The organism is Metabacillus mesotrionivorans, assembly GCF_052171315.1.
Taxonomy (GTDB): Bacteria; Bacillota; Bacilli; order Bacillales; family Bacillaceae; genus Bacillus_P.
The window spans coordinates 399,788-425,303 of the sequence record NZ_JBQMFF010000001.1; the positions used below are offsets into that span (position 1 = coordinate 399,788).

The 25,516-nt window shown below is 44.5% G+C and carries 26 protein-coding genes and 1 pseudogene; 14 read left to right on the forward strand and 13 right to left on the reverse strand.

Translation table 11 applies throughout. From position 1 onward, the window contains the following. Window positions 1–20: 20 nt before the first annotated feature. The 4 genes from ACTSEZ_RS01980 to ACTSEZ_RS01995 all read right to left on the reverse strand — a co-directional run bounded on the left by ACTSEZ_RS01980 (window position 21) and on the right by ACTSEZ_RS01995 (window position 4,597). Window positions 21–1,355: a (Fe-S)-binding protein gene (locus tag ACTSEZ_RS01980; protein WP_369732497.1), complete on the reverse strand. Its 1,335-nt coding sequence runs from the start codon at window positions 1,353–1,355 to the stop codon at window positions 21–23. Beyond that, window positions 1,352–2,764, reverse strand: coding sequence for a glycolate oxidase subunit GlcD (gene glcD / locus ACTSEZ_RS01985; protein WP_369732498.1), 1,413 nt, complete (start codon window positions 2,762–2,764; stop codon window positions 1,352–1,354). The genes ACTSEZ_RS01980 and glcD overlap by 4 nt, the downstream gene beginning before the upstream one ends. 99 nt (window positions 2,765–2,863) lie before the next feature. Continuing rightward, window positions 2,864–3,979 (reverse strand): CdaR family transcriptional regulator, encoded by a 1,116-nt coding sequence (locus ACTSEZ_RS01990; protein ID WP_369732499.1) that lies wholly within the window; start codon window positions 3,977–3,979, stop codon window positions 2,864–2,866. Between the two features lie 108 nt (window positions 3,980–4,087). Further along, the gene (locus ACTSEZ_RS01995; RefSeq protein WP_369732500.1) at window positions 4,088–4,597 is read right to left on the reverse strand and encodes a hypothetical protein; all 510 of its coding nucleotides are present in this window, start codon (window positions 4,595–4,597) and stop codon (window positions 4,088–4,090) included. Between the two features lie 277 nt (window positions 4,598–4,874). Here ACTSEZ_RS01995 and ACTSEZ_RS02000 point away from each other — a divergent pair, with 277 nt between their 5' ends. Beyond that, a complete protein-coding gene (locus ACTSEZ_RS02000; RefSeq protein ID WP_369732501.1) occupies window positions 4,875–7,937 on the forward strand; it encodes a pullulanase in 3,063 nt (1,020 codons plus the stop codon). A 30-nt stretch (window positions 7,938–7,967) separates the two neighbouring features. Here the strand turns inward: ACTSEZ_RS02000 and ACTSEZ_RS02005 are convergent. Next, window positions 7,968–8,138: pseudogene (locus tag ACTSEZ_RS02005) on the reverse strand (YozQ family protein); the annotation flags it as partial. 138 nt (window positions 8,139–8,276) lie between these two features. Here ACTSEZ_RS02005 and ACTSEZ_RS02010 point away from each other — a divergent pair. Continuing rightward, a complete protein-coding gene (locus ACTSEZ_RS02010; protein WP_369732502.1) occupies window positions 8,277–9,509 on the forward strand; it encodes an MFS transporter in 1,233 nt (410 codons plus the stop codon). A 57-nt stretch (window positions 9,510–9,566) separates the two neighbouring features. Here the strand turns inward: ACTSEZ_RS02010 and ACTSEZ_RS02015 are convergent, their stop codons facing one another. Together ACTSEZ_RS02015 and ACTSEZ_RS02020 are read right to left on the reverse strand one after the other, a co-directional pair. After that, complete coding sequence (locus ACTSEZ_RS02015) at window positions 9,567–9,980, reverse strand: GvpU-like protein (protein WP_369732503.1); 414 nt, start codon at window positions 9,978–9,980, stop codon at window positions 9,567–9,569. Window positions 9,981–9,994: 14 nt separating this feature from the next. Beyond that, window positions 9,995–11,356, reverse strand: coding sequence for an amino acid permease (locus tag ACTSEZ_RS02020; protein ID WP_369732504.1), 1,362 nt, complete (start codon window positions 11,354–11,356; stop codon window positions 9,995–9,997). A 146-nt stretch (window positions 11,357–11,502) separates the two neighbouring features. Between ACTSEZ_RS02020 and ACTSEZ_RS02025 the strand changes: the two genes are divergently transcribed. Further along, the gene (locus ACTSEZ_RS02025) at window positions 11,503–12,231 is read left to right on the forward strand and encodes a ZIP family metal transporter (protein ID WP_369733061.1); all 729 of its coding nucleotides are present in this window, start codon (window positions 11,503–11,505) and stop codon (window positions 12,229–12,231) included. A 29-nt stretch (window positions 12,232–12,260) separates the two neighbouring features. Here the strand turns inward: ACTSEZ_RS02025 and ACTSEZ_RS02030 are convergent, their stop codons facing one another. The 5 genes from ACTSEZ_RS02030 to ACTSEZ_RS02050 form a co-directional block, all read right to left on the reverse strand. Next, window positions 12,261–13,109 carry a dimethylarginine dimethylaminohydrolase family protein gene (locus tag ACTSEZ_RS02030; protein ID WP_369732505.1) on the reverse strand — a complete coding sequence of 283 codons (849 nt, stop codon included), beginning with the start codon at window positions 13,107–13,109 and terminating at the stop codon, window positions 12,261–12,263. Window positions 13,110–13,123: 14 nt separating this feature from the next. After that, window positions 13,124–13,372, reverse strand: coding sequence for a hypothetical protein (locus ACTSEZ_RS02035; RefSeq protein ID WP_369732506.1), 249 nt, complete (start codon window positions 13,370–13,372; stop codon window positions 13,124–13,126). Between the two features lie 65 nt (window positions 13,373–13,437). Beyond that, window positions 13,438–14,067, reverse strand: coding sequence for a LysE family transporter (locus tag ACTSEZ_RS02040; protein ID WP_369732507.1), 630 nt, complete (start codon window positions 14,065–14,067; stop codon window positions 13,438–13,440). 263 nt (window positions 14,068–14,330) lie between these two features. Beyond that, window positions 14,331–14,477 (reverse strand): hypothetical protein, encoded by a 147-nt coding sequence (locus ACTSEZ_RS02045; protein WP_369732508.1) that lies wholly within the window; start codon window positions 14,475–14,477, stop codon window positions 14,331–14,333. Between the two features lie 83 nt (window positions 14,478–14,560). Beyond that, on the reverse strand, window positions 14,561–15,124 hold the full coding sequence (locus ACTSEZ_RS02050; RefSeq protein ID WP_369733062.1) for a DUF2179 domain-containing protein: 564 nt from the start codon (window positions 15,122–15,124) through the stop codon (window positions 14,561–14,563). A 210-nt stretch (window positions 15,125–15,334) separates the two neighbouring features. On the opposite strand from ACTSEZ_RS02050, the gene ACTSEZ_RS02055 reads away from it, so the two are divergent. The 6 genes from ACTSEZ_RS02055 to ACTSEZ_RS02080 all read left to right on the forward strand — a co-directional run bounded on the left by ACTSEZ_RS02055 (window position 15,335) and on the right by ACTSEZ_RS02080 (window position 20,197). Next, window positions 15,335–16,018 carry a sigma-70 family RNA polymerase sigma factor gene (locus ACTSEZ_RS02055; protein WP_369732509.1) on the forward strand — a complete coding sequence of 228 codons (684 nt, stop codon included), beginning with the start codon at window positions 15,335–15,337 and terminating at the stop codon, window positions 16,016–16,018. A gap of 21 nt (window positions 16,019–16,039) precedes the next feature. Further along, on the forward strand, window positions 16,040–16,621 hold the full coding sequence (clpP, locus tag ACTSEZ_RS02060) for an ATP-dependent Clp endopeptidase proteolytic subunit ClpP (RefSeq protein ID WP_369732510.1): 582 nt from the start codon (window positions 16,040–16,042) through the stop codon (window positions 16,619–16,621). Between the two features lie 105 nt (window positions 16,622–16,726). After that, on the forward strand, window positions 16,727–17,188 hold the full coding sequence (locus ACTSEZ_RS02065; protein WP_369732511.1) for a GNAT family N-acetyltransferase: 462 nt from the start codon (window positions 16,727–16,729) through the stop codon (window positions 17,186–17,188). Between the two features lies 1 nt (window position 17,189). Beyond that, window positions 17,190–17,750 carry a DEAD/DEAH box helicase family protein gene (locus ACTSEZ_RS02070; RefSeq protein ID WP_369732513.1) on the forward strand — a complete coding sequence of 187 codons (561 nt, stop codon included), beginning with the start codon at window positions 17,190–17,192 and terminating at the stop codon, window positions 17,748–17,750. Window positions 17,751–17,869: 119 nt separating this feature from the next. Beyond that, entirely contained in the window at window positions 17,870–18,379 is a 510-nt protein-coding gene (locus ACTSEZ_RS02075; protein ID WP_369732515.1) for an RNA polymerase sigma factor, read from the forward strand. A 153-nt stretch (window positions 18,380–18,532) separates the two neighbouring features. Continuing rightward, complete coding sequence (locus tag ACTSEZ_RS02080; protein WP_369732516.1) at window positions 18,533–20,197, forward strand: choice-of-anchor I family protein; 1,665 nt, start codon at window positions 18,533–18,535, stop codon at window positions 20,195–20,197. Between the two features lie 66 nt (window positions 20,198–20,263). Here the strand turns inward: ACTSEZ_RS02080 and ACTSEZ_RS02085 are convergent, their stop codons facing one another. Then, window positions 20,264–21,799 (reverse strand): glycine betaine uptake BCCT transporter, encoded by a 1,536-nt coding sequence (locus ACTSEZ_RS02085; RefSeq protein ID WP_369733063.1) that lies wholly within the window; start codon window positions 21,797–21,799, stop codon window positions 20,264–20,266. A gap of 528 nt (window positions 21,800–22,327) precedes the next feature. Between ACTSEZ_RS02085 and ACTSEZ_RS02090 the strand changes: the two genes are divergently transcribed. The 5 genes from ACTSEZ_RS02090 (at window position 22,328) to ACTSEZ_RS02110 (ending at window position 25,501) form a co-directional block, all read left to right on the forward strand. After that, on the forward strand, window positions 22,328–22,606 hold the full coding sequence (locus tag ACTSEZ_RS02090) for a YhdT family protein (RefSeq protein ID WP_369732517.1): 279 nt from the start codon (window positions 22,328–22,330) through the stop codon (window positions 22,604–22,606). Continuing rightward, entirely contained in the window at window positions 22,603–24,033 is a 1,431-nt protein-coding gene (panF, locus tag ACTSEZ_RS02095) for a sodium/pantothenate symporter (protein ID WP_369732518.1), read from the forward strand. The genes ACTSEZ_RS02090 and panF overlap by 4 nt, the downstream gene beginning before the upstream one ends. Before the next feature lie 139 nt (window positions 24,034–24,172). Next, window positions 24,173–24,571, forward strand: a complete 399-nt coding sequence (locus ACTSEZ_RS02100) for a peptidoglycan-binding domain-containing protein (protein ID WP_369732520.1) — start codon at window positions 24,173–24,175, stop codon at window positions 24,569–24,571. Between the two features lie 204 nt (window positions 24,572–24,775). Then, window positions 24,776–25,330: an NADPH-dependent FMN reductase gene (gene ssuE / locus ACTSEZ_RS02105; protein ID WP_369732521.1), complete on the forward strand. Its 555-nt coding sequence runs from the start codon at window positions 24,776–24,778 to the stop codon at window positions 25,328–25,330. Window positions 25,331–25,342: 12 nt separating this feature from the next. After that, window positions 25,343–25,501 (forward strand): DUF2292 domain-containing protein, encoded by a 159-nt coding sequence (locus ACTSEZ_RS02110; protein WP_369732522.1) that lies wholly within the window; start codon window positions 25,343–25,345, stop codon window positions 25,499–25,501. Window positions 25,502–25,516 lie beyond the last annotated feature (15 nt).

Sequence of the window (25,516 nt, forward strand, 5' to 3'; positions counted from 1 at the left end):
GCATTTTATGTGCAATCATCTTAAATAGATGAATGACCTTCTGCTGCTTCAAGCAGCAAGTCGGCAATGTGAACGGCTCTCACTTTGTCAGACATCCCTTCACGCTCGATGCCGAGTTTCATTTGGAGCAGGCAGCCGGGGTTAGCGGTAACGATGGTTACTGCACCGGTTGCTTTGGCGTTCTTCATTTTAGTGTCCAGAATCTGCATGGACATCTCCGATTCAACGATGTTGTAGATGCCCGCAGAACCGCAGCAGCTGTCCGCGTTTTTCATTTCGCGGTAGTCAATGTTGGCGATGGCCTTAAGCAGCCTGCGCGGTTCGCTTGATGTTTTCATGACATTCCGCAAGTGGCAGGAATCCTGATAGGTGACGACCTGATGCGGCAGCTTCAGTTTCATTTTATAAAATTCAAGTTCGGCCAGAATGCTTGTAAAGTCCTTCAGTTTGCCGGAGAAGTCTTTTGCGCGTTCTGACCATTCTGCGTCGTCCTTCAGCAGGTGGTCATAGTCGAGCAAAAAGGCGCCGCAGCCTCCTGCATTTGTGATGATGTAGTCAACTTGCAGGTCTTCAAAGGCTTTGATATTCCTCTTTGCAAGGTCTTTGGCCGCGTCTTTTTCTCCGCTGTGGCCATGCAGGGCCCCGCAGCAGGCCTGATTTTCCGGGATGACAATTTCACAGCCTGAGAGCTGGAGAAGCTTCATGGTGGCATCATTTGTTTTCATAAACATTGTGTCCATGAGACAGCCTGAGAAAAAGGCGACGCGCTTTCGTTTTTCCGGTTTGGCAGGAAGGTACGTTGGCCGGTTCTTCAATTCTTTTCGTGTTGGAATTTCCGGCAGCACTTTTTCCATTGAAGACAGACTGTCGGGTAAAAGCTTCATCATTCCAGTGGAACGAACGGCTTTCTGAAGGCCTGAACGCTGATAAAATCCAATTAATCCTGTTAACGTACGCATGCGTTCCTGATGTGGGAAAAGGCCGTCAAATACGGCTTTGCGGACCGTCCGCACAGGCAGCGAGTGTTTTTTATTCTGGTTAATGATGTCCCGCGCCTCTTCAAGCAAGTGCCCGTAATTTACACCTGACGGGCAGACCGGCTCGCATGCTCTGCACCCGAGGCACATGTTCAGTGATTTTTCAACGTCCTCATCAGGCTCGATCAGGCCGTCCACTACTGCTTTCATCAGGGCAATCCGTCCTCTTGGGGAATGGGATTCCTGAAAGCCGGACTCGATATAGGTCGGACAGCTCGGCAGACAGAATCCGCAGCGCATGCAGTTCAGAAGCTCATCTTCATTCATCCGCTCTTGAAACTGCTGCTGGATCGTTTCGCGCTCTTTTACCGTTGTCATCTTGAGACCACCACCCGTTTTCTTGAGTCTTTTGCAAACATTTTTCCCGGGTTCATAATGTTATTTGGATCGAAGGAATGTTTAATGGCTTTCATCGCGGCAATTCCTTCTTTTCCTGCCTTCAGTTCAAGGTAAGGAGCTTTCATGACCCCGACTCCGTGTTCTCCTGTGATTGTCCCGCCGAGTTCAATGGCTTTGATAAAAATTTCCTCAAACGCTTTTTCCACACGTTCAATTTCTTCATGATTCCTTACATCGGTTAAGCAGGTAGGATGGAGGTTACCGTCACCTGCATGACCGAATGTGCAGATGTTCAGATTGTATTTTTCAGCAATTTCATTAGTGGCCACAACCATTTTGGCGATTTCCGAGCGGGGGACGGTTGCATCCTCAAGGATCGTTGTCGGCTTCAGCCGTGCTAGAGCGGAAAGGGCAGAGCGGCGGGCTGTCCGGAGTCCGTCTGCTTCTTCTTCTGATTCCGCGACTCTTACGGAAACCGCATGTTCTTCTTCGCAAATAGCAGCCATTTTCAGCATATCTCTTTTCACGACATCAATGGGACCGTCCTGCTCGATTAAAAGGACGGCTTTTACGTCAGTAGGCAGTCCGATTTTTGCAAAATCCTCCACGACTTTCAAAGTAGGCTGATCCAGGAATTCAAGTGTTGTCGGAATGATTTTGTTGGCAATGATTTTGGACACCGATTTCGCAGCCGCTTCCAAGTCCTGATAGAGCGCGAGCATCGTCATTTTATCCTCAGGCATGGGAATGAGTTTAAGAATGGCTTTTGTCACAATGCCAAGCGTTCCTTCCGATCCGACGAAAAGCCGTGTCAAATCATAGCCTGCGACATCCTTCGCAAGCTTTCCGCCAGTTTGGATGATGTCCCCGTTTGCAAGGACAATTTCGAGTCCCATTACATAATCACGTGTTACGCCATACTTGAGACCGCGCAGTCCTCCGGAGTTTTCATTGATATTTCCCCCGATGGTCGAGATTTTCATCGAGCTTGGATCAGGCGGATAGAACAGGCCCTTTTCCTCGACGGCATGTATCAGATCCAGGGTGATGACACCGGGCTCTACAGTAGCCGTAAGGTTTTCTTCATCGATTTCAAGAATCCGGTTCATATGTTTAAACAGCAGGACAATTCCTCCTTCTGTCGGGCACGTTCCCGCACAAAGGTTGGTACCTGAGCCTCTAGGGACAATCGGAATGCCGTTTTCGTTGCAAAGTTTTACGATTTGCGCTGTTTCCTGAACAGTTCTTGGAGCGATTACAGCGTCAGGAAGGGATTGAAACTGGGGGGTGGCATCGTAGGAATAGACGAGTCTGCCTGCTTGTGAATCATCGTAATTTTCTGCTCCTGCAATAGCTTGAAGCCTTGTTTTTATCTGTTCGGTTATCATGAAACAGACCTCCTTTTTACTTGAAAGAATGATTACTTTCATCATAAAAAAGAGAAAGAGGATTAACTATGGTTAATCCTCCAAATATTTGCGGTATATTTATTCTTTTTTTGGCTGTTCATCTAAAAAGAGAAGAGCTAGATATAAGATCGTCATGTCATGTGTATGGCGGGGATTCAATCCTGTAAGTTCCTCAATCCGTTTCATTCTGTAGTGAAGAGTATTGATGTGAATATGAAGAACGTCGGCTGCAGCCTTAAAGGATTGATTTTGCCGTATGAATGTTTGAAGTGTATCGATAAGTTCTCTCTCATGTTCCATTGAACGGATCGTTCTTCTGACAAAGTCTTTTTTTGTTTCCTTTTTAATATCTTTGAGTAGCATTTCCAGGCGCAGGTCGTCATCAAACACAATCTCTTTTGTTTTTTTCGCTGTGTTTAAAGCACGGTCTGCCTGCTGAAACGAGAGGTGAACATGCTGAGGGGATGCAGGCTGTCCTATTCCGATTGACAAATCGAGCCCGTACCGGTTTTTGAGGTAATCACGGATTTGTCCGGCGAAATGGTGTATCCGCTCTTTTTTCTTAATTCCCGAAAGGAGAATGACGAACCGGTCGTTTCCCCATCGGACAAAGACATCAGCTGTTTCACGTGTGAAAGTCTGCATAAGATCATTCAAAGTTTGTTGGCTGATCAGTCCTTCTATTTCGCTTGAGCAGTGACCGATAAGAACCTGTCTTTCTAGTGTCAGATCGACCCCGAGCAATTCCGCCTGGCTGATAAATTCCTCTGTCCAGTCTGACTTTTGAACCCAGTCAAAGACGAAAGCTTCAAGTGCACGCGCACGCCATTCAACCTGCTCGGAATAATAGCGTTCATTCATCAAAAGCTCCGTCATTCTTCTCAGGATTTCCCCGTATGGTGATACTCGTTCGGGATCACCGGTAATGCCGATGACACCGGCAATCTGATGCTGGAAAAAGACAGGAAGATTGATGCCAGCTTTAACGCCTTTAAGTGTGTTTTGATCTTCTTCTGTTATCACCCGCGTGTGTTTTTCCCTTATACAGATAAACGCCCCTTCATGAAAAGCGCCGATTCTGCTCTTATCCGTACTGGCAATAATCGTGCCGGATATATCGGCAACGATTAATTCCTCATGGATAAGGTGATTCATTTCTGAAATGATGCTTTCTGCGAGTTCTGGTTTGATCATACTGAATCCTCCGGATCTGTTTGTAACCAGTTTAGCATGCAACAAGCGTTGAATGAAATTCCACAAAAACAGAAAATGCTTCAAAAAAACTGCTGAAAGCATTAAGTGCTATTTCGCGTTCATTCGAGTTGGTTCGTAGCTGATGCCATACTTTTCAGTAAGCTTTTCCATCCCTTCATGATACTTTTTTATAGCAGTCTGATAGTCAAGCCCAAGTTGGTTGGACTTTTTCATTAACTGTTCGTCCTGCTTTTCCAGTGCTTCTTTTTCAAGCAGCAGGGCTTTCTGGTAAATCTTTAAGGCATCGGTCATTTCCTTCAGCTGCTGATCAAGCTCATCTGATTTGGGATCAAGTGCTTCTGCATCGTCTACCGCCTGATTAAAGGTTGGTATGACTTGCTGAACAAGTACGTCATAGAGCTCCTGATCGTTTCGGTAGTTCGCTCCTGATACCGACCCCAGAATCTGATTTGCTTTCACTTCATTAGCAGAGATGTCCGCGATATCTTCATTAATTACACTGAGAATCTCTTCCTGCGTTTTTTTCTCCTGTGGTGCCGCAGTGCAGCCGGCTGTGAAAAAAAGGAGGAAAAAGCATGGAAAAATAAAATTCTTCATAAAAACAGATTTCCTTTCTGGACTTTTTTCGCGGCCGGCTCCTTGAACTTCAAGAGCTTTCCACTTCAATTAAATACCATAATGAAAGAGTTCGTAAACGTTTCTTTCCACATTAAAGAGTCTGGCTGTTAAAATATCTGAAAAATTCAAAAAAACGTTGACACCGGATGACATATTCCTTTTAATTAAATATGTAAACGCTTTATGGAAACGTTTGCGCACCTGCGCAGATTCATCGTTTTATAGAGGACAAGCTATTCAAAATGGGGGTTGGGAAATGCCGAAATGGGTAAAAAGTGCATTGGTTTTTGTTTTATTGATGGGAATGATATTCCCGGCATTGCAGCTGCCTGCTGCAAAAGCTGCTGAAAAGGATCCGGATCTTCCTGAGAACACAGTTCGGATTCATTATGTAAAGGATGATAAGAACTACAAGGATCTCGGATTATGGTTATGGGAAGACGTTGCGGAAGCACCGAAAGAATGGCCGAAGGATGCTGTCCCGTTTACGGATGAGCAAACAGATGAACATGGCCGCTATATTGATGTAAAAGTCAAAGAAGGTGCAAAAAAATTAGGATTTCTTGTTGTAAACCGGGTGACGGGGGAGAAAACCGGCGGCGATAAAGTGTTTACGATGCTTGAAGATTATAATCATCTTTGGATCAAAAATGCAGATGATACAGTGTACACATCATCCCAGTGGGAAAATCCAGTGGCGATTATAAGCGCTGAAATCACATCGAGCCAAAAACTGCTTCTTGGTTTAACAAGAACGGAAGGATTAACGGAGGAAGAGCTGCTCTCTTCTATAAAAGTAAAAGATGAAACCGGGGCTGAAGTGACGGTTCAAAGCGCTAAAATCACGTCTCCTTCAACGGTTGAAGTGACCGTTGCCAGTGAGCTGAGCGGCGATGCCTATACGGTTACATACGGAACAAAGACCGTGACGGCCACAAGAGGCTGGAGAATGATTGATGAGCTTTATTCCTATGAAGGCGATGACCTTGGAGCAGCTTACAGCGGCGGGAATGCTGTTTTGAAGCTTTGGGCTCCTAAAGCAAGCAAAGTGACAGCTGTTTTTTATGATAAAAGCGATTCAGCTAAAGAACTCGGGAAACTTGATTTGACGATGGGGGAAAAAGGAGTCTGGTCTGTTGAAGCTAAACCTGGCGACCTTGGAATCAGTGACTTAAAAGGATACTACTATCAGTATGAGGTAACAAACGGCGGAGAAATGAAGAAAGTTCTTGATCCATACGCGAAATCAATGGCGCCTTTTACGGTCAACACGAAAGGTGAAGCAGGACCTGACGGGGATCTTGTTGGTAAAGCGGCCATCATTGACCTTGCAGGCACAGATCCTGCAGGACTTGATTTTGCAAAGATTGACGGCTATGAAAAGAAAGAAGATGCAGTCATCTGGGAAATTCACGTCAGAGATTTCACATCTGATCCTTCCATTGAAGGTGATTTGACGTCAGAGTGGGGAACGTACGATGCGTTTAAAGACAAGCTTGAGTACATTAAATCACTTGGTGTAACGCACGTTCAGCTTCTCCCAGTGATGGCCTGGTACTACGGCGATGAAACGAACATGAGACAGAGGGAAATGGAATATTCTGCAGCAAATAACGAGTACAACTGGGGCTATGACCCTCACAGCTATTTTTCACCGGACGGAGCTTATTCAAAAAATGCGGCAGATCCGGAGCTTAGAATTAAAGAGCTGAAAGGCTTGATTGATGCTGTTCATGACGCAGGCATGGGTGTTGTGCTTGATGTTGTATACACGCACATGGCCAAAGCAAGCATGCTGAATGACATTGTTCCGAATTACTACGCGTTTCAGGATGCAAACGGCAATTTCATCGGCGGGTTTGGCAATAACCTCGCGACAAACCATTACATGGCCGAAAAATTGATGATTGATTCGGTTAAATACTGGTTTGAAGAGTATAAGATTGACGGCATGCGTTTTGACATGATGGGGGATGCCACTTATGATTCCATTCAAAATGCCTACAATGCAGCTGCCGATATCAATAAGGATGCCCTTTTCATTGGAGAAGGCTGGAGAACATTCGGAGGACAGCTTTCAGATCCTGCGCTTGCAGGCAAGGGGGCAGACCAGGACTGGATGAACAAAACAAATGATGTCGGCGTTTTCTCTGATGAGATCCGAAATGAGCTGAAATCGGGATTCGGTTCTGAAGGTGAACCGCGATTCCTTACAGGCGGCGCGAGAAGCATTGACCTCATTTTGAAAAACATCAAAGGCCAGCCAACGAATACTCCGGCTGACGATCCCGGCGACATGGTGCAATATATTGAAGCGCATGACAATCTTCCATTGTATGACGTTATCGCTCAATCCATCAAAAAAGATCCTGCGGTTCCTGAGAACAACCAGGAAATCCATGACAGAATCCGTCTTGGAAATGCGATGATCCTCACTTCTCAGGGAACAGCCTTCCTTCATGCAGGACAGGAATATGGACGGACAAAGCAGTGGCTTGGTGAGGGAATGCCTGAGCAGAAATTCCATGAACTCAAGGATGAGACAGGAAAATCTTTCGGCTACTTCATTCATGATTCCTATGACTCGTCTGATGCCATTAACAAATTTGACTGGACTAAAGCAACAGATGCGGGTGCGTATCCGATTAACAGTACAACCCGCGAATACACAGTAGGTCTCATTGAACTTAGAAAATCAACTGATGCCTTCAGACTCGGCAGCAAAGAGCTTGTTGATTCTAACGTTACGATGATTGAAGCTCCCGAGATACAGGCTTCTGATTTGATGATCGGATACAAAGCTGTCTCGTCGGACAAAAAAGAAGAGTACTCTGTGTTTGTCAATGCAGACTCAAAAGAAAGAACACTGACGCTTTCTGAAGATCTTCGGAAAGGAACCGTTGTCGCAGATAACGACGAGGCAGGAGCAGAAAAGGTTAAGAAAGAATCAGGCTTTAAGCTGAAAAAAGATTCAATTACCATAGAACCTCTGACTGCGGTTGTTATTAAAGTAAGCGATGAAAAGACAAATGGCCCTAAAGATCCGGCACCGCCTGCTCCAAAGCCAAACAAGCCGGAAAAACCTGAAGTGAAACCGGCTGATCCGAAAAAGAACGAACCAAAAAAGCCTTCCGCTTCAGAGAAAAAGGAAGATGAGCAGGAAGCAGCAGTTCCAGCCAAGTCTGATAATCAATCAGGCGGAAGTTCACTGCCGGCGACTGCAACCAATCACTATCTGCTGATACTGATCGGAGCTGCAGCGGTTGCTGCGGGTGCAGGATCCTATTTCCTTCTTCGCAGAAAAGCAGCAATAGCATGATAAAAACCAGACGGAAGTTCCGTCTGGTTTTTATTTTTTACTGTCTTCCTGATCAATTGTACCTTCGTAGTAATCATCGCTCACTTGTTCGTGCGTCTCTGCAAGGCCTTTTTCAAGTTGGGATTTTCCTTCATAGTCAGAAACCTCAAACTGTCTTCCTGCAAGCTCTTCTGATGGCTGTTTTTTCATATTTGACACCTCCGCATCGTTCGTTCGATATTAGATTGCTCCAGGATGGGGCAAACCATTCACAGCACATAATTCATCATCAAAAGGAAACACTAATACAGTCATTTTAAAAAGCATTTTGCAGCGTATATTCTGATATGAGGTGCGGCTATGGCTGAACAATGTAAGAAGGTAAGTATTTGGTGCTTAATCAGCATGGCTTCCATCCCTTTGGTCATGACCCTTGGAAATTCCATGCTGATCCCCGTTTTGCCGGTTTTTGAAAAAGAGGTGGGCATTACCTCTTTTCAGTCCAGTATGGTTATCACAAGCTATTCCATCGCTTCCATCATCCTCATTCCGATTGCAGGGTATCTTTCAGACCGGGCAGGAAGAAAAGCAGTAATCATACCAAGTTTGATCATTGCCATGATTGGGGGGCTTATTGCCGGGTTTGCCTCCTGGAAACTGCCGGATCCCTATCTGCTGATCATTGTCGGCAGGGTACTGCAGGGTATAGGGGCAGCGGGTGCGTCGCCAATCATCTTGCCGCTTGTCGGTGACTTATATAAAAATGATGACGAAAAGACAAGCTCATGTCTTGGAATTATTGAAACATCAAATACATTCGGCAAAGTTCTGAGTCCAATCATCGGTTCATTTTTTGCATCAATTCTGTGGTTTGTTCCATTCTTTTCAATCTCTTTTTTCAGCCTGATTTCCATTGTTTTGGTCTTTTTTTTCGTGAAGGTGCCGAAAAAGACAGAAACACCGCCTGCTTTCAGCGAGTTCCTGTCAAAAACGAGAAAAACGTTTAAAAAAGAAGGAAAATGGCTGTATCTGGTTTTTATGCTCGGTGCTTTTATCATGCTTATTCTGTTTTCCATCTTGTACTTTTTGTCCGATTATCTGGAAAAAGAGTACGGTGTGACTGGGATTAAAAAAGGATTTATGCTTGCTATCCCGCTGCTTGTCCTTTGCATCTCAGCGTATGTTACAGGGAAAACGATTAAAGGAAATGTGAAAGTGATGAGAACGATTACGATGCTCTGCCTGGTCATTTTATCGATTAGTACGGCATTTGTCGGCTTTGTGAAAGATGAATGGTTATTGCTGTTTCTCGTGACCAGCATCGCCGGCCTCGCGATTGGCGCGATGCTGCCAACCCTGGATGCGATGGTAACAGAAAACATTGAAAAAGAAGAGAGGGGAACGATTTCTTCTTTTTACAGCTCAGCAAGGTTTATAGGAGTAGCAGCCGGCCCGCCGATCATGACGGCTGTTATGAAAAATTACTTAACGATTTCCTTTATCGCAGCAGGCTGTGCAGGTATTCTGCTTTTGATCTTTGTTTTTAAAAACTTTAAAGCCAAGCCTAAACCGCTAAAGCCGAAATTCTTCTAAAAAGCATCCCGAAACAGGGTGCTTTTTCTCATGAAAAAAGAACCCAATTTCGGGTTCTTAAATTAATGAATCAAAAGAAAAAGCATCAACTGATGAAACTTTCCCCCGCCACCATGCCGGATGGGCCGGCTGCGTATGCTGATATCTTGCATTTCTCAGGTGGATATAAGCAGGAGGTTCCTGTTCGTCTGCTTTTTTATCACCCTGCTCTTGTTTTTGTTTCACATATTCATCTTTTAAATCTTCAAACCGCTTTCCGATAATGCGTGACATTGTGTCATCGCGGAGATCATGAGCGGATTCTGTAATTCCGTCGTAATAAGCCCTGGAACCGATTAATACCCCCGAAACCAGTGTGCCCTGTACATTCAGTGTGACATTCATTTCAATCCCGTCATTCTCTGCAAGCGAGAGGAACATCAGCAGGACTGCATCCTCGGTTGTTGCCTGCTCTTTTTTGGCATTTGCCATCTTTCGCACCTTCCTTAAAAATATTTAGGCGTTGTCTTTTTCACTTTCCATTTTTTCTTCATAAACAGACAGACGATTGCTATGATCATTACAAAAAGCAGGCTTACATAAAATCCCGGTCTTACTTCATGATCAAGCAGGGTTCCGCTGACAGCAAACACAATCAGCACAAGGCCGGTCCAGGAGGCAATCTTCATGAGTACGGATTGTTTCAGCAGCTTAAGCGACGAGATCACAATGAAGAACCAGTTGTATAAAAGCAGAATGCCTGCTGCCGTTGTAATATACTCATAAATTTTCCCGGGCAATAGCAGTGCCGTAATAATAGAAGCAATCAGACCGATGACGGCAAGTCCAAGAGAAGGCAGCGGCAGGTCTTTTAATTTCCTGCTCTTTTTGGAAAAAAAGGCCGGTGCGTCGCCATCATCCGCCAAAATGACAAGAAGGTTGGTTACGCCGAACAAAGATGCCGTCATGGCAGAAAAGCCTGCAATAATAATGGCCCCGTTAAAAACATGAGGGAAAAAAGGCAGATTGTAAGCTGAAAGGGCAGTGACAAAAGGACTTTCATTTTCGTGGAACACATCTGCAGAAACGATGAGAACGGCAAGCGCAAGAGATGCAACATAAACAGCCGCAAGACAGATCAGCATCACTGTTCCGGATTTAGGTGCATCTTCTTTCTTTTTCAGCTGCATGGCCATAAGTCCAATGACTTCAATTCCTCCATATGCATAAAATGCGTAGGTGAGTGAGGCCCAAAAACCTGAAAGTCCTCCAGTGAAAAGCTGGGGAAGTCCACTCCGGACCACTGGTTCCTTTGAACTTGAAAGCATTCCAGCGATCGCCGCCACGGCAAGCACAATGAACATGAGGATGGCCGCAAACTTAATCACGGCAAACAGATTTTCCGTCTTATCAAACCCTTTTGTTCCGGTCAGCACGACAAGGATGGACAATATGGCATAACCGGTGGCAAAGAGCCACAGCGGGACATGCGGAAACCAGAACTGCGAAAGAATCGAGAGGGCCGTGAGCTGACTGCCCATGATCAGAATGTTTGAAGCCCAGTAATTCCAGCCGCAGCTGAAGGCCGCCCACTTGCCGAACGCTTTTCCTGCATAGTAGCAGAAACTGCCTGTCTGTGGATCGGCTGCTGTCATTTTTGCCAGTACGTTAAAGACGATATATGTACCGAGTGCTGCCAAAAGAAACGAAAGGACAATCGATGGCCCGGTGATTTTAACCCCGATGCCGGATCCAAGGAAATACCCTGTGCCGATCGTGCAGCCGATGCCGATCAGGGATAATTGCCACCATGCAAGATCACCTTTAGCCGGGCTTTTGTTTTTGCCTGCTGGTGTACAGCTGCTCATACAATCCCTCCTATACAGTGGTATTGTTCGAATATGGGGGGGCAATTATGTATGAGGCGAAAAAACAGGAGGGGGCAATTTTAAACAATCATACATACCATAGTGTCGTGAATACATTTAAGCAGGAAGGTGATCTCTTGCTGGATATGATAATCGGCAGTTCCATCTCTGCGTTTGCCACTGCTCTCGGTGCTCTGCCCATATTGCTTTTTAACCGTCTCTCTCATAAGTTCAGGGATATGCTGCTTGCCTTTACAGCAGGCATTATGGTGACCGCATGCAGCTTCAGTCTGATACCGGAAGCGCTTGTCAAATCAAATGTATGGGTTGTCTTAACAGGCCTTTTAATTGGTACATTTGTGCTTGACCGCATGGAAAAATACATCCCGCACAGCCATCCCGAACGTGAAAATCTCAGTTATATGCCTAATCTTGATAAAAAGACGTTTTTAATTGTTTCCGCCCTTACGCTTCACAATATTCCTGAAGGACTTTCTGTTGGAGTCAGCTACGCCGGTGATTCCGGAGGGCTTGGAGGAATCATTGCCCTTGCGATTGGCCTGCAGAATGCCCCGGAAGGTCTGCTTGTTGCTCTTTATCTTGTGAACCAGAACATGTCTAAACTAAAAGCCTTTTTGTTTGCTGCTTTAACAGGCAGCATCGAAATTGCAGCAGCTCTCCTTGGCTACTCACTGACGAACTATATTGATGATTTAATTCCTTACGGTTTATCGTTTGCGGCAGGTGCCATGCTCTTTATTGTCTATAAAGAGCTTATTCCTGAGAGCCACGGGGACGGAAATGAACGGTATTCGACCTATGCGTTTATAGGCGGACTTGGGATGATGCTTGCAATCATCAGCATTTTCACATGAAAAAGCCAGGGATATTCCCTGGCTTTTCCTCATGCTTCAGTTCTCCGGCTTAAAGGCATGGTGCAGCACCTGAACGACCCGCCTGATTTAATAATCTCACTGAAATCAACTTCAATCACGTCATATCCCCGTTTTTTCAGTTCGCCATTGACGCCTGTATTCTGAGGAAGACTGATGACTTTTTTATGGCCGATCGATAGAACATTTGCGCCCATGGCAAATTGCTCTTCCTCTGATACTTCAATCAGGTCAAAATGTGATTTCAGCAGTTTGTATTCTGCTTCTTCCATTCCTTTTTTGTGGATAAGGGCTTCAGTCGGTGACAGGATATTGAAAATACAGTCCAAATGCAGAATTTCCTGCTTAATTGGGATCGGGATGATCGTATAATCAGGAATCCCGGCCTGAATATGTTCAATCGCATGCTCAGTTGTCCGTTCGCTGATGCCTATGTAAACGGTCTTTTGATGGATGATGACATCTCCGCCTTCAGTCTGGTCTTCTGTAAGATCAATGAAGGGAAGATCATGATTTTTCAGCCAGTCCTTTAAAATCTGTTCTTCTCCCTGCCTGACCGGCATGCTCATGGCTGAGATGAAAATGGTATCCCCGATTGTAAAACCAATGTCTCTTGTGAAAACCTGTTCCGGAAATTCTTTTTTTGGGGGCAGATGGTGCACTTCAATGCCATTTTCCTTAAGTACATTCATAAACGCCGTATGCTGGGCAATCGCCGTTTCTACATGAATATTTTCCTTATGGTAGCGCCGCTGTGTTTCATTGATGACATGATGGATTCTCATAAATTGGGGTTTGCACAACACGACGCTTTCCATTACTTCGTACTCAGTATGGCAGCTTATTTTAGACGGATTCATAGATACAGCGCTCCTTAGAAAGAATTCGTGCTTTGAAGGGCAGTCAGCGTTTCGTTTAAATGCATCAAATGCTCGCTTGCATGCAGAAGGTCCGGCGAGTCTTCCTCATGTGCCCTGGAAGCGTTCACATGCTCTTTTGCCAGAGTCAGTGCTTTAAACGCTTTTTGATATTCTTCCGGATTAAAATTCATCTGAGCGTGAATGACAGCTTCACGCGCCTGCTTGACCAATTCCTGCATTTGATTCATTTCAGATTGTTCCATGACCATTCCTCCTGCTGATTTGCTCTTTCTAGTCTGTACAGGCAAAAGATGCCTCATACAAAAACTCAGAAAAACAGCACAATCATCGCATGCCAGCCAAAATAAACGCCAAAGCCGATCATCGACACAGAAGACAGGATGGAAATCAGAATAAGCAGTTTAGAATGCAGAAAGCGCCTCGCAAAGCTTGAAGCAAGGGCCATGGCAAAATCCCAAAGCAAAATGCCGAGAATGATGGCCGCACTATAGCCGATTAAATCCTGAACGCTCGATGCCGAGGCCGTTTTCGCAAGAACAGACCCGAAAATGCCCAGCCAGAACATCACCGTAAGCGGATTTGAAATGGACATGATAAAACCGGAAGAAAAAGAGCCGAAAAGGGAGTCTCCTGCATCTTTCCGGTTATCAATATGTATTTCCCCGGCGCCTTTTAAACCCTCTACCCCTGTATACATAAGGACAAAAAAACCAAATAACCAAAGAAACACCTGCACGAAAGAATTTTCAATCAGCTGAGACACACCTAAAAAAACAAGGAGCATGTACAAAATATCAGCTGACAAAGCTCCTATTCCAAACACCCACGCATGAAAAAATCCTTTTTTAATTCCGCGGTTCAGCTGAGCAGCATTCACAGGGCCAACAGGTGCCGCTAGCGAAACTCCAAGAAGGATGTACGTCAGAAAAACGGTCATTTAACAGCCTCCTATACACTCTCTATATGTCATCCTATTCCTGAAAAAGGGCCTGTACGACATATTTTTAGGACAAGAACAAAAGCGAAAGCGCCAAGGCCCGCTCCGATAGGCAGATAAGAATTCGACGCAAAAGTCCGGGTCCCGCCTTTTTTGACGGATTTGTTCTGACAGAGGATTTAGGCGCTTCCGCCTTTTACTCTTTATAAGTACCTTAACAACGAAAAAAGGCCGCAAGCGGCCCCCCTGAGATCTTCCTTTTTCTATGAGAAGCAAGGATCATTAAAATAAACAATCTCAGATAAAAACTTGCATCCTTTCAAACGCTTAAATGCATCCCTCGCTTCTTCTTCTGTACTGAATTCATACATTTTGACCGATTCTTTCAGAAAAAGGGTGATCACCCACATGAAAGATCCCTCCTGTTTGATGTCCTTATTACAAGCTATTGCATGTTCCGTTAAATATGCATGAATAGAAAAAAGGCCGCTCCTTATATAGAGTGGCCTTCCTGTTTTACCTGTTTATTTTTTTTCATACTCTGTCTTTTTTTCATCGACTTTGTTAAGTAACCGCCCTTAAATGAACGGATTTCATAAGACATCATAAAGGCTGAAGGCTCCCTCAAGTGGATGATTTCCTGAAGCTCTTCTTCACGTGATCTCTTGGATACAATGTCAAGACGATAGCGGACAGAATTCATTCCCTGTCCTTCGAAAACCGTCACGCCAAAACCGGCATTTCTTAAGTCAGTAACTAGCTCAGTGTTTTTTTCCGGTATGTTTACCTGGTACGTGATGTAGCCGATCGCAAGCTTCTTTTCAAGCATGCCGCCGAGCAGCAGCCCAATGCTGAACCCGAGTACATAGGCACTGATGTTATAGAAGTTTGATAGATCCTGAAAAACAATTCCTAAACTGATGATGTAAATGATTGCTTCAAGCAATCCTACACCGGCGGCTGATTTCGTTTGATTTTTTACCAAAAGGATGGTCCGCATCGTTAAAACCGGTACGAAAATCAGTTGCAGAATAAAGATTAACAGCGCCTGCAGCAGCATGCAAAAACTCCCTCTCCTAAAAGATACGGCAAGCTTACCATAATTCTCTGCCTATTTCATGCCATATCATACATTCTTGAAATTACCAATTTTTCTGTTTCTGGTCATATCCAGGCGCAATTGTATAAAATAAAAAGTATCATACCCCGTATCTTTTTATCCGTTTTCATCCGTTTATAAAGCAGAGAGGCAAAAAGGAGTGAGAGCATGCAAGGCAACAGGCTGTCAACTAATCAGGAAAAGAAGCAGGAACATCCCAATATGAAGGAGCTGTACAGGAAGCTGCAGCAATACTGCCGGTTCTTGACCCAGGATAAATATGACGGTGAGGATGCAGCCCAGGAAGTGATGCTGAAGGCGTACTTGACCTATGATCAGAATGCCTTAAGCTCTGCATTGTTAAATAAAATGGCTTATCATCACTGGATAGATGTGGTCAGAAAGCGCAAGAAAGAGACTCCGTGTGAGCTTCCTGAAATGGGCGGTGCGGATCATGCGAATCAGATGATTGAACGGCGGAGCTTGCTTGAGCATCTTCTGGCAAAATGCACGCCAAAGCAGGCGGTTCTCTTTTTGCTGAAGGAAGTCTTTCACTATCAGGCGAATGAACTCGCGGAGCTTCTTGGAACATCAGAAACGTCCGTCAAATCAGCTGTATTCAGAGCGAAAAAGCGGTTATCCAAAGAAAAGGGCGAAGCAGAGTCGTATTGGGATGAGGTGGAGAGGGAATGGCTGTCGGATTTGATGTATACGTCACTGCAGTTTCAGGATCCTGCGCCGCTGCTGAAGGCATTGCCTGATATCCTCACATTTAAAAACAATGACAGCCCTGCACTTGTGTACATTCCGTTCAGACGGTCTTCGTCAGCTTCTCTGAAAATGGCTGCATAGCCTTATGAAGGAGGAAAAAGGATGAGTACGATCCCTTACGTCATTGAAAGTTCAGGCCGCGGTGAGCGTTCCTATGATATTTATTCCCGCCTGCTGAAAGACAGGATTATTATGATTGGCGATGAAATTAATGATCACACGGCAAACGTGACAGTGGCTCAGCTGTTATTTCTGGCTGCAGAAGATCCTGATAAAGATATATCCATTTACATCAACAGTCCAGGCGGCTCAATCACTGCCGGCTTCTCCATTTTTGATACGATGCAATATATCAAACCTGACGTCAGAACGATCTGTACAGGTATGGCCGCATCTTTCGGGGCCTTGCTGCTTTTGGCCGGAACAAAAGGAAAACGTTTTGCACTTCCAAACAGTGAAATCATGATCCACCAGCCGCTCGGCGGGGCAAGAGGCCAGGCGGCAGAGATTGAAATTTCAGCGCGCCGCATTCTAAAGCTCCGCGAGCACATCTATAAAATCATTGCTGAACGGACAGGACAGCCAATCGAAAAAGTCGCCCGCGATTCTGACCGTGATTACTATTTGAGTGCAGCGGAAGCAAAGGAATACGGCATTATTGATGAGATTATTGGAGAGAAGTAGATCTAAGACATGTCAGCTTTTAGGCTGACATGTTTTTTTTCTTGTAATTGTCCTTCTGTTGCCTGAAAATAGAAAGTATTCTAATTTCCGGGGTGGAACATGACAATGAAACTAGTTAAAACAAATGGCCGCAATGATGATTTTCTGAGCCTCGTTAAGCTGCTTGATCAGGATCTGCATGAACGGTACGGGGATCTGCAAAAAGAATACACTCCCCATAATCAGCTGGATGATATTCACGATGTGGTTTTGATTTATAAAGATGGCGTGGCAGCAGCCTGCGGAGCCTTCAAAGAATTCGACAGCAGCACGATTGAATTGAAACGGATTTTCGTTAAAAAAACGTTCCGCGGACAGGGCCTGTCAAAGGAGATTGTGCGTCAGCTCGAAAAGACGGGAGCAGAAAAAGGGTATACTGATGCGGTTCTGGAAACAGGTACAAAGCAGCAAGAAGCAATTAATCTATATAAAAGGATCGGATACAGCGCCATTCCAAACTATGGTCCCTATATCGGGAAATCAGCCAGTCTGTGCATGAAAAAGTCCCTGATAAATAAGGAGCGTTAAGATGAAATTTGTATTGATTTTCGGCCCGCAGGCTGTCGGGAAAATGACGGTTGGACAGCAGCTTGAAAAAATGACGGATTTAAAGCTTTTTCATAATCACATGACCATTGACCTTGTAGCTCCTTTTTTCAATTATGGGACTGAGCAAGGGAAAAAGCTGGTTGGTGAGTTCAGGAAGAGAATCTTCGAGGAAGTGGCGGGGAGTGATTTGCCCGGTTTGATTTTTACATATGTATGGGCGTTTGATCAGCAGGCGGATTGGGACTATGTAGAAGAGATCTGTGCTGTTTTTGAGTCAAAAGGAGCGGACGTATACTTTGCAGAGCTTGAAGCGGATACAGATGTAAGACTCCTCCGCAACAAAAGTGAACACCGCCTTGCGCATAAACCAACTAAGCGCAATCTTGATTGGTCTGAAAATGATTTGCTGTCTAGCATGGAGATCTACAGACTAAACTCGGACGAGGGAGAAATAAAAAGAACAAATTATACAAGGATTAATAATACGAATCTTCCGGCCGAGGAAACAGCTCTCCGTATTAAACATACGTTCAATCTATGATTTCTTAAATCTTCTTTAAAAAATCTTAAGAAAAAGTTTCCTTTAACGCCCCGTGCTGCTGGCTTATAATCAAACAGGAAGAGAGAAAACAGAATATGAGAAGGATGGGTGAGTGTCTGATGCCCCCAGCAGCACTGGCGTATGAAAAGCCGTCATTTAACGAAATCTATCAAACTTACTATACCGCTATTTACCGAATTGCTTTGAGAATGACAAGAGATCCGCACATGGCGGAGGATATTGTCCAGGAAACCTTTATTAAGGCATTCTTGAAGCTTGATACCATTTTTGAAAAAGACAAACTGAAAAACTGGCTTTCCTCGATTGCAAGAAGAACGGCGATTGATCTGTTTATCAGGAAAAAGAGAAATGAGACGTCCCTCGAAGACCTTGTACTTGCGGATGGAAGAGAGTGCGTGGAGGAAACCGCTGATTATGCGTTTTTGAAAGAAAAAGCAAAAGTAGTGCTGAATGAGCTGAAAGCGGAAGAACGCGAGATTATGATGATGAAGCTGTTTCTTGGCATGAAGGATCAGGAAATAGCCGAACAGCTTTCCTTAAAGCTTCCGACTGTTAAAACGAAAATACATAGAGCGAGAAAGCAGATGAAGGCTGCTCTTGCGTCATGACAAACAAGGCTTCCTATGGGATAAGCCTTTTTTTGTATGCTCTTATTTACTTTTACAAAGCCTCAATATTTCTTTACAGAAACTTAACCGTAATCGACCCGTTTTTTCCGCTACTCTTAAGGTAGGTTTTTTAAAAGGACAGGAGGAATGAAGTTGAAACGTTCAAGTCTGTACAGTAAATTAGGTGCCTTTTCTTTAGCAGGTGTGATGCTGTCAGCGGGGTTTTTGGGGAATTATCCTGCAGAAGCCAAATTAAAAGGAGATTCTTCAGCTGACCCGCGTTTTACGGACAGCCTTCAGCTTGAGAAGATCGGAAACTTCAGCACTGGAATGACAGATGAAGATGGCGGAGTCGCGGAGATTGTCAAATACAACTCAGACAACAAGAAATTTTATGTCATCAACGGCAAGCAGCAGACGATTGATATAGTAAGTCTTGCAGAACTTGCTTCAGGGAAAAAGCAGGAGCTGAAAAAAGAAAGATCATTAAATATCGCGGATGCTGTAAACTCAGCTTCCTTTCAGTATGGAGATGTAACAAGCATTGACATCCATACGAAAAAGAACATCATTGCAGTTGCCATTCAGGAAGCGGACTATGCAAAATCCGGAAAAATTGCGGTTATGGATTATGAAGGCAACCTGCTTAAAACCTTTGATGCCGGCGTTCAGCCTGATATGGTCAAAATCTCTGAAAACGGACGATATATTGTATCGGCTGATGAAGGCGAACCGCGCGAAGGACTTGAAAAGGGCATTGATCCTGAGGGTTCTGTAACGATTGCAGATCTGAGGACCGGAAGCGTAAAGCGTGCAGGGTTTAATGATTCTGAAGTTATTAACAGCGATGTTCATATCCGCAACAACGGAACAAAAGCAGATGCAGTAAGGGATTTTGAACCTGAATACATCGCCCTTGATAAAGATGGAAGCACTGCTTATGTGACTCTTCAGGAAAACAACGCCATGGCCGCAGTCGATCTAAAGACGGGGAAGGTCAAATCTGTTAAATCACTTGGCTATAAAGACCATTCCCTTCCTGGTAACGAGCTTGATGCATCACGGAATGACCAAGTTGAGCTTGAACGGCTCCCGGTTCTTGGAGCATACATGCCTGACAGCGTCGCTTATATGAAGATTAAGGGTAAGGAGTATCTTGTTACGGCAAACGAAGGAGATGCTACCGAGTGGGAAGAGTTTGAAAACATCGCTGATTTCAAGGATGTAAAAAACAGCATTTCCCTCGACTCAACGCTTTTTAATGGGATGTCAGAAGCAAAAGCAGAAGAAACATTTGAGTATATGAAGAAATCAGGCAAGTTTGACAAGCTTGAGATTTTGACAGACCGGGGGACGGATGCCGTCTACACTCTTGGAGGAAGATCTTTTTCCATCTGGAATGCGAAAACAATGGAGCTTGTTTATGACAGCGGCAGCGACTTTGAGAACGTGACCTCACAGCGCTATCCGGACGTCTTTAACTGGTCAAATGACGATACAGCTTTTGAAAAGAGGAGTGCGAAAAAAGGACCTGAACCTGAGGATGTAAAAATCGGAAGTATCGGGAAAGACGTGTATGCATTTATAGGTCTTGAGAGGATCGGGGGGGTTATGGCTTATAACGTGTCAAATCCAGCCTCTCCGGAGTTTGCCAATTACTTAAACACACGGGATTTTTCAGCAGCCATCGCAGGGGATGTTTCACCTGAAGGACTTGAGTTCATTCCGGCAAAGAACAGCCCGACAGGCAAACCGCTGGTCTTAATTGGGAATGAAGTCAGCGGGACAGTTTCGGTCAATCAAATAGGTAATAAATAAAAAGATACTTGCTAAAGACAAAAGGCTCAGGAGCGAATGCTCCTGAGCCTTTTGTCTATTTTATATTTATGCAGGAGTCTCAACTTTCTTCTTCTGCTTTTTAACCGGAACCTGTGTCATTCCCAGTTCTTTTGCTTCTTTTGATAACGATTTGATTAAGCTTATGGTCATCAGCGCCATAATGACTGAGAACGGCAGAGCAGCAATAATCATCGTGTTCTGCAGGGCCTGCAGTCCGCCGGAATAAAGAAGGACAAGAGCAATGGCAGCCAGGAAAATTCCCCAGATCACTTTGACGCTGTTGCTCGGGTTTTGCGAGCCGTTTGTTGTCATCATGCCGAGCACGAATGTTCCGGAGTCAGCAGATGTGATAAAGAACGTACCAACAAGCAGCATGGCAATGATGGAAAGAACGGTTCCCATCGGATAGTTTTCAAAGACACCGAAGAGAGATTCTTCTGTGGCCAGTGCTGAAATTTTTGCAATTCCTTCGTGTTCAAGCAAAATGGCTGAACCGCCAAACGTTGAAAACCAGAGGAATCCGATTAGTGATGGAATGAGCAAGACGAACACTACAAACTCGCGTATGGTTCTTCCTTTTGAGACGCGGGCAATAAAGATGCCGACAAAAGGTGACCATGCAATCCACCAGGCCCAATAGAAGATGGTCCAGCCGTTGATCCAGCTGCGGTTTTCTTCGTCAAGAGGCGAGATGCGGAAGCTCATATTCAGCAGATTCTGAAGATAAGTTCCGATTGTATCTGTAAAAAGGTTAAGCGTGAAAAGAGTCGGTCCAAAAATAAACATGAGCATGAAGAGTGCAAAAGCCAAAATCATGTTTGCGTTGCTCAGAATTTTAATGCCTTTCCCCAGCCCGCTCAGCGCAGAGGCTACAAAAAGGATTGTAAAAACAGCGACTATTACGAACTGCACCCATAAGTTGGATGGAATGCCATAGAGAAAAGTGAGTCCGCCGTTAATTTGGACTGCACCAAAACCAAGTGTTGTGGCAACTCCGATAACTGTGGCAATTACCGCGATAACATCAATTGCTTTTCCTATTGGACCATCCGCATGACGGCCGATTATCGGTTTTAATGTAGCACTGATTAATCCTCGCTCACCTTTGCGGAACGTAAAGTATGCCAGGACCAGAGCAACAATCCCATAAATAGCCCATGCATGAATTCCCCAATGGAAAAACGTAAACCTCATAGAGTTGCGTATTGCCTGATCTGTGCCTGTCTCTCCGGTAGGCGAGCTGATTGCATAATGGCTGATCGGCTCAGCTGCTCCCCAAAAGACCAGGCCTATTCCCATTCCTGCACTGAACAGCATGGCAAGCCAGGTTGGACGTGAAAACTCAGGCTTATCCTCCTGTTTCCCAAGTTTAATCCGGCCAATCGGACTTACGAGCAAATATAAACATACAAACACAAACGCGGTCACGACAATCAAATAATACCATCCAAATTTATCTGTAATCATTCCTTGCAGACTTCCAGTCACGCTCTCAAGTGTTTTAGGTGCAGCGACACCCGCAAGCACAAGAAGAGCGAGAATGGCAGCCGATACGTAAAATACTGCTGAAACTTTTTTCATATTCAATTAAAAACTCCCATCTTTGATAGATTCGCAGAGGGTTTACTTCAATTGGAAAACACAAAAACATGCAAAACCAACAAATCTCTTTTTTCATTTCTATGAAGCAATAGTAACTAACCCTTAAAGATTGCGTTAAAAAAATGCATTAACCAAATCATTCTCACTTAGCTATTATTTGCTCATGAACACTAAGCTGCCTGCTCTCGCAGGCAAAAATACCGGATGGATGATTGCGCCGTGCGCGCCAGTAAACATGATGTCCGCTGCAGGAAGGGGCAAAAAAGGCACTTGAACAGTATAACGCATCTTTCCGGCCTTGTCTCATCGTGACTTGAATCATGATAGAAAGTGAGAAAAAGATTTTGCATGTTTTTGTGTTTTTGAAGCAGACCTCTGAGTACAATTCCCTATGCCGGAGGGCTCTAAACCTGTTTTTTTCGAAAGAACGCTCGAAAAACCCTGATGATTCTTCCAGTGAAGATAGCTATAATAAGTACTAGAATTTCTTTTGAAAGGAGAGCAGGTATGAAAAAAAGCAGTGACTGGCGATTTAAGATTGCCCACAGGGAAGCGAAAATTGGACTTGTTCTTGTTATTTTTAATTTTATCTGGTGGTTTGGCTTTGCGTACGGCCTCGGTTCGGGCGATCCTGAATCCTACAAATACGTGCTCGGTTTGCCGGAATGGTTTTTCTACAGCTGTGTGCTTGGATTTATTGTGATGCTTGTCCTTGTTGCGCTTATTGTTCGATTCTTTTTTAAAGAAGTGCCGTTTGATGATGCAGAAGAGGGGGATTCAAATTGAACTGGTCTGTTATTTTTCCTCTCTTGCTGTTTTTGGTTCTGATTTTTTTGATTGGATTCTTGGCAAACCGTCATGTAAAGTCCGCTGATTCGTTCCTGCAGGAGTATTTTCTTGGAGGCAGACAGCTTGGGGGATTTGTTCTTGCGATGACAATGATTGCTACATACGGAAGTGCAAGCTCCTTCATTGGCGGTCCGGGTGTTGCATATACTAAAGGCCTCGGATGGGTGCTTTTGTCAATGGCCCAGCTTGCGACAGGGTATTTTGTCCTGATGGTGCTCGGCAAAAAATTTGCCATTATGGCAAGGCAGTATAAAGCAATCACGCTTATAGACTTTCTGAAAGAACGATATCAGAGTCATGCCGTTGTTATTCTTTCTGCAGTCAGCATCATTGTCTTTTTATTTTCAGCCATGGCTGCGCAATGGGTTGGAGGGGCAAGGTTAATTGAGTCTCTCACCGGAGTGTCATATACAACCGCATTGTTTATTTTCGCAGTATCCGTCCTTGTTTACGTCATTATCGGCGGTTTCAGGGCAGTTGCGCTCACAGATGCTGTCCAGGGTGTCATCATGTTTATTGGAACACTTGTGCTTTTGGTTGCTGTAATCATAGCCGGTGGAGGTATACCTGCGATCATGGCAGATCTCGCAGCTGAAAATCCTGATTTTGTGTCTCCGTTTGGTGCTGAACGGGACTTGACACCGCTTTATGTTTCCTCCTTCTGGATTCTTGTCGGGATTGGAGTAGTGGGTCTTCCGCAAATTACAGTGAGGGCGATGTCCTACAAAGATTCCCGGTCCATGCACAGGGCCATCATTATTGGGACGGGCGTCATCGGCTTTATTATGCTCGGCATGCATCTGATTGGCGTTTTTGCGCGCTCTGTTCTTCCGGGAATCGAAGTCGGAGACCAGGTAATGCCGATGCTGACGCTCGAAGTGCTGCCGCCGCTGCTTGCAGGACTTGTCCTGGCAGCACCGATGGCAGCAATCATGTCGACAGTTGACTCATTATTGATTCTTGTCAGCTCGGCGGTTGTAAAAGACATCTACTTAAATTATATCAAGCCTGATGCGAGCGAAAAACAAGTGAAAACAGCGAGCTTTTGGGTGACAAGTATTATAGGAATATCTGTTGTGCTGTTTGCCCTGAGTCCTCCGGATTTGCTGATCTGGCTGAACCTGTTTTCTTTTGGAGGCCTGCAGTCTGTCTTTATCTGGCCTGTGATTTTTGGGTTGTACTGGACTCTTGGAAACAAATACGGAGCGCTTGCATCAATGATTTTCGGAATGGGATCCTACATTTTGTTTGACAGGCTTTATCCAAATGCGCTCGGCATGCACACAGTCGTTCTTCCTATTCTGATATCACTCTGTGCTTATATCCTTGCGAGTTTGTTTACACAGAGGGCATCTGAGAATTAACTCATATGGAAATTTGAAACCAATCAGCCCCATCATTCGTACCTATATGGAGGTTCAGGTGCTTTCTGTGAATACATAAAGAATGGAACGGCAGTCAGAGTACCTTAACGGAATGATTATTTTCAGGGGGGAAGTACATATGTCATTAGATGCAAAAGCGTATTCGTGCAACGGGAGAAGTGCATGGGAAGAGAATGCCAGAACAGAAAGTGAAGGATATCAGTGGATTATCAACAAGTCGGATAAAGGCTTTGTCCGGTCAGGAGGAATCATCTGCGGAGTCGTCCTAAGCAATACCGTAATTGATTTCAGCCATGCGTATCTTGCCAAGAACGGTCATTCGGGAAACAAGTCTGCCTATGTCGCCGCCATTCAGCGGACACTCTCCTGCCTCGGCTATTCACCGGGTGCTGCAGATGGAATATTTGGAAGTATGACTGAACGTGCCGTAAAGGCCTTTCAGGCTGATAAAGGCTTGTCTTCTGACGGTATTGTAGGAAAAGATACGTATTACTGTCTTTCTACTGCAAAGTATTAAGTTTTGTCCGGCTTTGCTGTTTACATGCAGAGCTGGATTTTTTTATTTTTTTGAAAAACATAGTTGACTTATCGGATTAATAAGTTATAAAATACAGACAATTACAAAAAATTATGATATGCTAATCGGAAAACCGAAGGCTCCACTTTCTGCTTTTTTAAACAGATATTGGGGCCTTTGCACTTATTGGAAAGGATGATGGTTGTGAGTTATCTTGTATCAATTTCCGGAAGCCCATCTGAAGCGTCAAGGTCATCAGTTGTATCTGCCTATATTAAAAGGAAAGCAGAGGAAAGAGGATTATCTGTAAGAGAGATTTCAGTGCTTGATTTTGATCCGGATGTTTTAATTCGGGGAAAATATGATGATCCGTCCATCACAGAAGCAATTTCGGCTCTTCGCGGAGCCAGCGGAGTTGTCATTGTCTCGCCTGTATACAAAGCGGCCTATACAGGCGCATTAAAAACCCTTTTGGATTTGCTTCCTCAGGATATCTTCAAGAATAAACCATTATTTCCTTTAATGGTCGGCGGAAGTGCAGCTCACTTACTGGCCATTGATTACGCACTTAAACCGCTGCTCGCTGCTTTAAGTGCACAGACCATTCTTAAAGGAGTCTATGTACTTGATAAGTATGTAGATAAATCAGATGCCAATGAGCCTATTAAGGATGAAGAGGTACAGGAGAAGGTTGACATTCAATTTGAACAATTTGCAGAAATTGCCCAAAATCTGAGCATTGAAAAAGAATTGAATTAAGGGGGAACATGGATGGCCAATGTAAAAGACTCACATCTTCAGCAGATTTTAACCGCCGTTAAGAAAATCGATTATGGATCTGTGCTGATTACCATTCACGGAGGAGAAATCACCCAGCTCGACAGCACTGAAAAGAATAGATTTACGAAGCCGAAGCCTGTGAAAAGCTAAGCTGAAGTCATTCGA